Raw genomic sequence first — 10,774 nt, 5'->3', positions numbered from 1 at the left:
CTCTGCACACAGGCCACAGCCCGCTTGCGCAACTGCGTCAATGTCTTACTATCAAGCCCGCGCCCATCTGTATTCTTCATGGACTACAGCGTAACGCATATATCCACTTATGTCAATACTATTATGAGACGGTTAATAACAACCTCAAACAGCGCAGCGAGGTCAATTTCGTCTCCGCTTATTTCACCGACTTCTGGATGGAGCACGCCAGGATCACCGAGGATTACTACAGGGCCGCATACGAAAGCGGCCTTCAGACCGGCGATTTCTTCCATGTGTCGTGCGCCGCCTGCACACTGGCCGAAAGCCAGTTCATCAGGGGTGTGCCGCTGCCGGAGGTGAAAAAACTCGGCGAGGACTATCTGGCGTTCATGGACCGGATCAACAGCCGCGAGGCGGCCGGCGCTCTGACAGCGGTGTTAAGGACGATCCGGAACCTTGAAGGGGCGACGCAAAGCCCGTCTTCATTTGGGGACGCGGAGTTTGACGAAAAGAAGTTCGTGGAACACATAAAAGGTTTCACATCCCTCCACTTTTCCCATTTTTATTTTGTGAATAAAATGGCGGCCCTCTATCTATGGGGAAAACATGAGGATGCGCTGCGGATGGCCGCCGAATCGGAAGGATATCTGAAATATTCCATCGCCATGCTGCACACCGTGGAGCATCATTTCTGGCATGCGCTCACCCTGTGCGCGGCCTATGACGCAGGCAAAGACCGCGCATATCTGAAAAAGGCCCGGAAAAAGCTGAAAAAACTGGAGGCGTGGGCCTCGCTGAATCCTTCCAACTTCAAAAGCAAAGCCCTGCTGTTAAAAGCTGAGATCGGACGGCGCAGCGGGGCGGGCCTTGCGGTGGCAGGCCTTTACAACGAGGCCATACAGTCCGCCGATGAAAACGGTTATATCAACATCAAAGCGCTGGGAAACGAGCTTGCCGGAAGGTTTTATGATGCAAACGGAGTAAAACTTGCGGCCCGGGAGCATCTGCGCGAAGCGAGCTATTGGTATCGCGGCTGGGGCGCCACAGGGATTGCGGAGAGGCTGGAACGGGAATTCCCGCATATTCTCAATCTGGTCTCAGGATTCAATTCCGGTCCGGCGGCCAAAATTGACGCATCCGGTGTCTCCACGCGCACGGCGTCAGAGTCCACCACGTCCAGCGGCAAGGAAAACTCCGGCCTGGACCTTGAAAGCATAATGAAATCAACCCTGGCCATATCCGCCGAGATCAGGATGACCTCCCTTCTGGAGAAAATGATGAAGGTCATCATAGAGAACGCCGGCGCTGAAAAGGGTTACTTTATCCGGATTGACGACGGGAAAATGTCGCTGGAGGCGGAAGGCGCGGTAAGCAAAAAAGATTTGACGATATCAGGGCAAGTTCCGCTGGACGAGGGCAAAGCCCCGATCTCAATTCTAAAGTACGTGGCGCGCACCAGCGAAAATATCGTGCTTGGAGACGCATTGTCCGATCCAGGTTTTGGAAAAGACCCATATTTCCTGAAGGAGAGGCCCAAGTCGGTGTTATGCGCTCCGATAGTCCATCAGGGCAAGGTGACAGGGATTATCTATCTTGAGAATAATCTGGCCTGCAACATATTCAGCCCCAAACGGTTGCAGGTAATCCAGGTGATTGCGGGGCAGGTGGCGTCCGCCGTCGAGAACGCGCGTCTTTACGCTGACATGGAGAACAAAGTGCTCGAGCGCACAGCCGGACTCCAGAAAGCCAAAGAAATCGCCGAAGAAGCCACAAAGATGAAAGACAAGTTTGTTTCGCTCGCCTCCCACGACCTTCGTTCGCCGCTTTGCAACATTATCACCACCATGAATATCTTGCGTGAAAACGGTGAAACCCTGGGCGGTGAAGACAAATCCACGCTTGAACGGCTTGTGCTTAACAACGCCCAAGCGATGTTGCGGTTGATTGAACAGCTGCTGGACTTGACGCGTCTTAAAGCTGGAAGGATGGTCCTGGCGAAAAGGGCTGTCTATCCAAAGCGCCTCGCCGCCGATGTTGTGGCCGGCCTCGGCCAACTGGCGGAGAAAAAAGGAATTCAAATTGAAAACACGCTGCCGGAAGATTTCCGCCTGATCGCCGACCATGTGCTTTTCAGGGAAGTTTTGCATAACCTGATTTCCAACGCGATCAAATTCTCCAAAGCCGGAGGCAAGATTACGGTATATGGCGGGGATCCCGGCGAAAACGCCGTTTGCGTCGGCGACACAGGGACCGGGATAAGCCCCGGCATACTGCCAGATATTTTCAAGAGCGAAGTCAAAACCTCCACTCAGGGTACCCACGGAGAGTCTGGCACCGGGCTTGGCCTGCCATATTGTTACGACATCATCAAGGAACATGGCGGTGATCTGACGGTGGAATCGGAGCTTGGCAAGGGAAGCGTTTTTAAAGTCAGCCTCCGCCATTTCGATGTTTTGATCCTGATAGCGGACGATCAGGAAGCGCATCGGAAGATGATGAAGGAGATAATTCTGGATTCACTCAAGGCGGAGTTCATTGAATCGGATAACGGCAATGGAGCGCTGGATATGTTAAAAGACGCCAGCCCGGACCTGATCATCTCCGATTTGAACATGCCGGAGATGGACGGTTTTGAATTCCTGGCCGCCGCCAGGCGCATCGAGCATGTCAAGGGGACGCCGATATTGATCGCCACGTCCGCCGAAGCATCCAACACCGCCGAGGGCACAGCCCGCGCAAAGGCGCTTTCACTGGGGGCTAACGGCTTTATCATCAAGCCGGTGGTGGCAAAGGAATTCATGTCCATGGTCGCCAACCTGTTGGCGGGCAGGTGAGAACTTGCCCGCGTATTGGCCGTAGCCGCGAAACAAGGGACAACTCGCGGCGCTGGTTGAAAAATCTTCTAACAATCTTCCAACTGATTAAGTTAAACAGGAAGTGTCAGGAAGATACTGGAAGATGTCGCCAAGACGTGACGCATCAGATGTCAGCGTAATGGTCATCATCAGCCACTGGAAGTATGGCGCACTGGCAGCGTTACTGTGAACATCGTCCCTTTCCCGGCATCGCTTTTTACGTTGATCGACCCGCCGTGCTTCTGGACGATCTTATACGAAAGCGACAAGCCAAGCCCGGTCCCTTTTCCGGCGGGTTTTGTGGTGAAAAAAGGTTCAAATACACGTTTCATGTTCTCCCTGGAAATACCCTCGCCCGTGTCGCTTATCTCCACCGCCACCGATTCGCCAGCGTCTCTTGTGCGGATGCTTATGATTCCCTTTTCTTTTATGGCCTGCCCCGCGTTCACAATCAAATTGATGAACACCTGGCTTAACTGGTTGGGAATGCACTCCACCATATCCGCGTATTTGGACTCAAACTGCATCGCCACTTCCGCTTTGTATTTAATTTCGTTGCGGACAATGTTCAGCGATCCTGTGATGACCTTGTGAATATCGGCAGTCTCCCATTTTTCGTCGGAAACATGGGTGAACGTTTTCAGGTTCCTTATGATTGCGATGATCCTTTGGATCCCCTCGCCGGACTCCTTGAGTATTTCCACAAATTCCTTTTCGGCTTTGTGGGCATTTTCAATGCGGCGCTCCGAGTCTTCCGGATTTTGCGGGGCCGATCCGAATGTTTCGAATAATTTTCCGATTTCCTGCTTCAAATAACCGATATTCGAACTGACGTAGCTTACGGGATTGTTTATCTCGTGGACAATGCCCGCCGCAAGGTGCCCGATTGAGGCCATTTTTTCCGACTGTAAAAGCATCTGCTCGGTCTGTTTCCTTTCCGATATGTCGCTTAACAGACCGATGGCCATCCATTTGCCGCCGATTTGCACGGATGAAAGGGACATGTCAACCGGCAAGAAGGCGCCGTCGGCCTTCATGGCCGTCACTTCGGTCACTTTTCCGATCAGCGGCCCGGACCCGCTTATTTTGAACTGCCCGAGCCACTGGCAGACGGCCTCCCGGTTATCTGGCGGCACTATATAGTCTATTATGGATTTTCCCAACGTCTGGGAGGCGGCGTAGCCGAAAATCCTCTCCGCGGACCCGTTCCAACTCTGCGTTATCCCGTCACCGTCAACCAGGATGACAGCGTCCTGAGCGGCTTCCATCATCAGGCGGAACTTTTCCTCGCTTTCCAGCACCTGTTTTTCCGCCTTCTCTCTCGCCCCGCGTTCCCTTAACGAGCCTATGCCATATGCGATATCTCCGGCCATTTCATCAAGCAGGGCCAATTCGTCGGTGGAAAACGCTTCCGCGTTCGTGGAATAAATATTCACCACGCCCATAACAACGCCTTTTACCTTCAGGGGAAACGAAGCGCATGAGCAATATCCGGTATCAATGGCGTGGCCGCGCATGTATGCGAACTCAGGATTATCCAGGATATCCCTTGCGATAAATGGCGCGCCGCTTTGCGACGCCCTTGCCATCGGCCAATCATCGCCGCAAGTCTGCGGCCATGCCGCCTGGACCATCTTGCCGTCCATATTCTCCGGCCCGGCCCACGCCATCAGGCGGGCGGATTTCACCGCGCGGTTATCCAGGTAGCCGATCCACGCCATATGATATCCGCCGGATTTTACCGCGACACGGCATATATCGCTCAAAAGCTCCTCCTCCCTGATAGAGCGGATAAGCGCACGGTTGCTGCCGCTTAATGTTCTAAGCGCCCTGTTCACACTTTTCAGTTTTTCTTCCGCAAGTATGCGTTCGTCAACTTCGGCGATCAGCGCCGCCGTGCGCAGCCGCACCTTTTCCTCCAGTTGATCGTTGAGCGTGGCAAGCCCCTGCTGGACGCGGACAAGCTCCTTGTTCTGCTCCACCGCGTTCTCGTAAATCGAAAGAAGCAGGTTTAAAATCCGCATCCTCCCGGAGGTGACGTGGAATTGTTTCCCGGCGTATGTCACGTCAAGAGGACCCTCCTCGCCGGATTCGGCCGCCGGGACATGGTTGGCGATAAAATATTCCGCTTTGGCGGCCAGGAAATCCGGGGCGAAAGGTTTTGTAATATAGTAATCGGCCCCGGCCTCCAGCCCTCTTATCACGTCCTCCACTTCAGACAGCTGGGTGAGCAGGATCACCGGGGTGTCCTTTATTTCAGGGTCCCTTTTGATCTGCCAGCACATCCGCCATCCATCCATCCTGGGCATGATGATGTCGCTGATGATAAGCGCGGGCTTATGCGATTGGGCCATGTAAAGCCCCTCCTCGCCATCCTTGGCGCGGGCTATTTTAAAGCCGCGCTGGGTGAGCATCCTTTGCAAAAGGACGGCCTGCACCTCGCTGTCCTCGACGATGAGGATTTCCTTCCCGGCTTTGCTATTCATGCTTACTTCCTTCCTTCGCCAGCGATCTTTAGAATGATGGCCGGCGCTATCTCTTCGAGCGGCAGCACATATTGGGCGGCGCCGATATCTATCGCGCTTTTGGGCATGCCGAACACAACGCATGTGTCCGCGTCCTGCGCGATGGTCACCGCGCCTGCCGAATCCAGGGTTTTGAGCCCTTCCGCCCCGTCATTCCCCATTCCGGTGAGAAGGACGCCTATGGCGCCGCTTCCGAATTCCCGCGCGATAGACTTGAATGCCAGAGTGATGGACGGACGGTGCCCGTTTACAGGCGGCTCATCCAGATACCTGAATGCGCCATAGCTGTCCACTATAAGATGCGCCCCTTCGCCGGGAAAATAGACATTGCCCGGCAATGGGATCTCCCCGTGCCGCGCTTTGCGGACTTCAAGCTGGCAGCCTGTTTGAAGCCACTCCACCATCCCGTCTATGAATCCATCGCTGATATGCTGCACGCAGATGACCGGTATGGAAAAATCCCGCGGCAGGCGTGAAAGAATTTCGTATAAAGCCTGCGGGCCTCCGGTTGAAGCGCCTATTGCGACGAGGCTGAAATTCTTTGCTTTTCCCCCGGTCAATAAAGAAGAAGGCAGCGGGGCTTTGTGCGTCTCCATTCCCTCCTTTCTTCTCATCACATGCACACCGGCGAGAATCCGGACCTTGCTGATAAGCTCGCCGGCGCGCAGCGCGAATTCCTCTTCCCCCCCTGCCTTGGGTTTTGGAAACACATCTATCGCCCCGGACTGAAGCATCCGGAAAACGTTGACCGAATTCCTTTCCACCGACACGCTGACCACCAGTATCGGCCGGGGGAATTTATCCATAACGGTCTCGGTGAATTTGAGCCCGTCCATCCTGGGCATGTGAATGTCCGTAATTATGACGTCCGGATCAAGGACGGGGATCATCGAAAGCGCCTCCTCACCGTCGTGCGCGGAGCCGACAACGGATATGTCCGGCGAGGTCGAAAGCATTTTCTTCAGCAACGCCTGGGCGACAATTGAATCGTCCACCAGGAGGACCTTTATGACGCCGCCGCCTTGAAGGCTTGTCCGCGAAGCTGGACACATACTCCTCACTCCTTACCGCGCTTCTCGCCGGGTTTGCAACAGGTCAAATAAATCTTCTTAACGTTTCCAGCAATAATTTCTGGTCGAACGCGGGCTTTGGAATGTATGCGTTGGCGCCCGCCTCCAGCCCCTTTTTCTTGTCCGCGTCCGACGCCAGCGTGGTCACCAGTATCACGGGCAGGTCTTTAGACCGTTGGTCCGCCCTTATCCTGGCGGTGAGCGCCAGCCCGTTCATCTTCGGCATCATCACGTCGGACACCACGGCGTCAAACGAACTGGCCGCCATCTTTTCGCATGCGTCCATGCCGTCCACCGCCGTCACCACGTCATACCCCGCTCCGGTGATAATTCGCTTTAACTGCGTCCTTGTGGTGATGGAGTCCTCCACCACCAGCACCGCGCGCTTCCTTTCCGCCACGTTGGACGAATCGGCGGCCACGGCCGCACCCTTGGGCATGGAGCGCTTGCGAACTGTCCGGATCACGTCCGGTGGATTGAGAACGGCGCAAACCTCACCGTTGCCTAAAATTGTTGAACCGGAAATGTTGCGGACCCGCTTTAGCAGGGAACAGCGGGGCTTTAGCGTTATTTCCAGTTCGTCGAGCAGTTCGTCCACCCGCACGGCGGCGGTTTGATCGCCAGCGAACAACGTCACGCATGGGAAAGATCCGTTGCGTGGAGCCTGCCCGTTCCTTGACGATTTCACTCCGGCCGCCGGCATTTCCAGTATTTCCAAAAGCCCGGTTATGGCCACAGGGGCCCCGTCCACCACAATCGTGTCACGCCCTTCCACGGGGAACACATCCCCCCGTGAGACCATACGCGCCGATTTGGTGAACTCTATAGGTATGGCGTAGCGTCTCCCTTCCGACATCACGATCAGCGCCCGGGTCGCCGAAAGCGTTACCGGCAGTTTTATCCTCATCACGCATCCCGCTCCCGGCGTTGATTCGATATGGATGGAGCCTTTGAGCGATTCCGTTATGACCCTCACAGCGTCCAGCCCGATTCCCCTGCCGGAAATGTCGGTGGCGAAAGCGCTGGTGGAAAATCCGGACGCGAAGATGAGCGCCTGTATGTCCGGTCCGGTCAGGGCGCCGGCCAACTCCGCGCTGATCATTTTGCGCTTTATGGCCGCCTGTTTTATGGTTTCCGTGTCCAATCCCCGTCCGTCGTCGGCAACGCGGATTTCCACGCTTGTTTCGGTCCTTTGCGCCGAAAGGGTTATTGTTCCAGCTCTTGGTTTTCCCGCCCGTTCCCGCTCATCCGGCGGCTCTATACCGTGGTCTATGGCGTTGCGGATCAGGTGCATGATCGGGTCTTTCATCTCCTCGATGACTTTCTTGTCCGCCTTCGTGTCGCCACCTTCGATCAAAAGGAGCGTCTCAACGCCCCGGGCAGCGGCCAGGTCGCGCGTCATGCGCGGAAAAAGATCGAACAAAACGTGGAACGGCACAAGCCGTATGTTGCGTATGCCGTTCTCCATTTCGCTGGAAATGAATTCAAGTTTTGATTCGTCTTCGTTTATCGCGTCACGCAGTTCGCTAATCGCCGCGCTCAAGCGCCGTATCACCCCGTTCCCATCCTGGCGCTCTTTCGCCAGTTCGTCGCAAAGGCCCATCGCTTCCTCAGCCTGGACAAGCCTGTGCGCCATGCGGGTTTTCAAAACCACAAGTTCTCCTGAGTGAGTGAGCAGGGAATCAAGCTTGTCCGTCTTCACCCGCACAGTGTCCATCTGGTACAAAGGTTCCCCCCGCGATTGGGAGCCAGAGGCGCCGCCAGTTGCCGGAGCGTTGGTGGAGCTTTCAACTTGACCAGGCGCGTCTCCGATTAAAGAATGGACAACCGCCGGGATGTCCACTCCCGATTCCTCGCCGGTGACGGCTTCGCGGACAAGTCTCTTTACCGCGTCCAGCGAGTTATAAATAGTGTCCGCCATGTTTTTCGTGAGCGCGGCCTCGCCCTTGCGCACTGGCGCAAGATAGTCCTCCATCGCATGGGCAATGCGCTCCACCGCCGTCACCTCGAGCATCCGGGAAGCGCCCTTCAGGCTGTGAATGTCCCGCAACAGCGGTTCTAGCGGAGCGGGTTCCGCCGGATTGGCCTCCAGGGCAAGAACGCTATTTTCAATATCGCGCAGACGCTCACCGCTTTCGATCCTGTAAAGATCGCGCATCTCCGCGTCTTTTATCATTTCACGCTTCTCCTTTTTAAAGGCCGGCCGTCATACAAGTTCCTTCAGCCTCACCGCGGTCTCCTTGAGCTTCTCTACGCCTATCTTCGTCTGGCTTATCCCGGCGGCGGTCTCCCTGGCTCCGCCGCTGATGGAGTTCACCGCCTCGGACACCTGGCCGATGGCCGCGTCCTGCTGCCTGGCGTTTAGCATGACTTTCTGTGCGTTCTCGTATATAGACTTCATTGCGTCGGATATGCTGTTGAATACGTCCGCCATCTGCCCGGTCAGTTGCGCCCCCTCGTCTATGGTCTTTGTCCCCTCCTCCGACGCCATGACCACCGCGTTTGTCGCCTTCTGCACGTCGTTCACCAGCGCGTTGACCCTCTCGATTGATTTTTTAGTCTGGTCGGCCAGCTTGCGTATCTCCTGCGCCACAACGGCGAAACCCCGGCCATGCTCCCCCGCCCGGGCCGCCTCCACCGCCGCGTTGAGCGCCAGCAGGTTCACCTGGTTTGCGATGTCGTTCACCATGGCCGCCATGCCGCCGATCTGCCCCGTCTGCTCGCTTAGCTTTAATATCTGCTCGGATATGATCCGGGCCTTGTCTTTTGTCCTGCCCATCCCGTCCAGGGTTGTCTGCACCGCGCCGGACCCTTTTTCGGACAGGGCCACTCCCTTCTGCGAAGTGGCCGCCGCCGTTTCCGCCTGCTCGGACGTCTGCCGGGCGGAGACTCCAAGCTCCTCCACTGTCGCGCTGGTCTGGCTGACGGAAGCCGCCTGCTGCGTCGCCGTGCGCTCGTGTTCGGATACGGTGGTTGATATTTCGGCGGAGGAGCTTGAGATGGAATTGACGATCTCGCTTACGCTCTTGAACGTTTCTTTGGAGATGAAATACGCGATAGCCATGGAAATGCCGATCAACACGACGGCTCCCCCGATCAGTTCGTAGATCATCAGGTTCAAAGTGGCGGTGAATTTGCTTTCCTCATCCTGCAATATCTGCCTTTCCTTGACGTTGAAATCGGCCGATATTTTGTCCATCTCCCTGGCATAAGACGTCCCCTTATTGACAAGCGAAATGATATCCACCTTCTTGCCGCTTTCTACGATTTGCACTAAAGGTTCGGCAACTTCCTTTCTGTATTTCGCGGCCACCTCCATTAACTGTTTCAAGCGGTTTTTCTGGTCAGGATGAGTCAATGTTTTCTCAAGCCTTTCAGTGTCGCCGTCTAATTCCTTTAATCCATCTTCTATGCTTTGCTTGTGGCTTTTGTCATGCGTTATCACGTAGCCCCTCACGGCTCCTATGGTAAAGTTCATATGGCGTGGCAAATCACCCGCCAAGGTCACTTTTTCCACTGTGCCGCCCACATTGTCAAACGCGCTATGAAGCGCCATTAGGTTCGCGTAAATGACCGCCGACATGATCGTGAAAATAATTACCGGAGCGGTGAATCCGAGAAGTATCCGCTTTTTAAGCCTCATATTCCGCCACATTGTCCGCTCCTTTTAAAAGTAGGCTTTGTATAACCTATGTTCCGTCGTCAAACCCACCCATCCCTTGAGGGGAGGGTGCAAATTGAAACATTCAATGTCCGGCAAAAAGTTGTCATGGTTCCACAACTGGCCATGATTTATTTTCACCCCCACCCTGCCCTCCCCCCTCAAGGGGGAGGCTATGTAAAGGCCGCTTTCCTAAGTAATCAAACCGTTTCGTCCACCAACAATTCGCCTCCCGTGAGCATCTTTTCCAGGTTGATCATTTCCAGCATCACGCCTTTAAATGGAAAAGCGCCCTTCAAATATTCCTCACCGCCGCTCCTCGCCGAGGCGGGCGCCGGTTTTAATTCAGCCGGGCGAAGGTATGTGACGTCATCAGCCTCTTCCACTATGATCCCCACCCTGATTTCCCCAATCTGCGCCACCATGACCTTTGCGTCCGGCCCGGGCGGGGCGGAGGGCATCCCCAATAATCCCCTTATGTCCATGATTGTGAGGATGTCGCCGCGCAGATTCATGTCCCCCACCACATGAGCGGGGCAGCAGAAAGTGTCCTAAACTTAGTTGAAACGAAGGTATGACCTCACCTGCTACCATGTTTTTGAACGAAAACAACGGAAAGCAAGGAGGTCACATGAAAAGAGTAAACGGTAACGGGAAAACTGGCAAGGGAAGAATGGATTT

Annotated in this window: 5 protein-coding genes and 1 pseudogene; 1 reads left to right on the top strand and 5 read right to left on the bottom strand. The window is 55.1% G+C overall.

Translation table 11 applies throughout. The annotated features are described in order from the left end of the window. Positions 1–197 precede the first annotated feature (197 nt). Positions 198–2,816, top strand: a complete 2,619-nt coding sequence (locus HZB29_10210) for a response regulator (protein ID MBI5815965.1) — start codon at positions 198–200, stop codon at positions 2,814–2,816. Between the two features lie 170 nt (positions 2,817–2,986). On the opposite strand, the gene HZB29_10205 is transcribed toward HZB29_10210, so the two are convergent. The 5 genes and pseudogenes from HZB29_10205 to HZB29_10185 all read right to left on the bottom strand — a co-directional run bounded on the left by HZB29_10205 (position 2,987) and on the right by HZB29_10185 (position 10,629). After that, the gene (locus HZB29_10205) at positions 2,987–5,323 is read right to left on the bottom strand and encodes a response regulator (GenBank protein ID MBI5815964.1); all 2,337 of its coding nucleotides are present in this window, start codon (positions 5,321–5,323) and stop codon (positions 2,987–2,989) included. Between the two features lie 2 nt (positions 5,324–5,325). Continuing rightward, on the bottom strand, positions 5,326–6,414 hold the full coding sequence (gene cheB, locus HZB29_10200; GenBank protein MBI5815963.1) for a chemotaxis-specific protein-glutamate methyltransferase CheB: 1,089 nt from the start codon (positions 6,412–6,414) through the stop codon (positions 5,326–5,328). A gap of 43 nt (positions 6,415–6,457) precedes the next feature. Next, entirely contained in the window at positions 6,458–8,608 is a 2,151-nt protein-coding gene (locus tag HZB29_10195) for a response regulator (GenBank protein MBI5815962.1), read from the bottom strand. A 30-nt stretch (positions 8,609–8,638) separates the two neighbouring features. Then, entirely contained in the window at positions 8,639–10,075 is a 1,437-nt protein-coding gene (locus tag HZB29_10190) for a methyl-accepting chemotaxis protein (protein MBI5815961.1), read from the bottom strand. A gap of 218 nt (positions 10,076–10,293) precedes the next feature. Continuing rightward, positions 10,294–10,629: pseudogene (locus HZB29_10185) on the bottom strand (chemotaxis protein CheW). Positions 10,630–10,774: the final 145 nt, after the last annotated feature.

The sequence above is a fragment of the Nitrospinota bacterium genome (genome assembly GCA_016235255.1).
In the GTDB taxonomy this organism is placed as follows: Bacteria; Nitrospinota_A; UBA7883; order UBA7883; family JACRLM01; genus JACRLM01.
The sequence above is the reverse complement of the archived record's forward strand: the minus strand, read 5'-3'. Positions and strand labels throughout refer to the sequence as shown.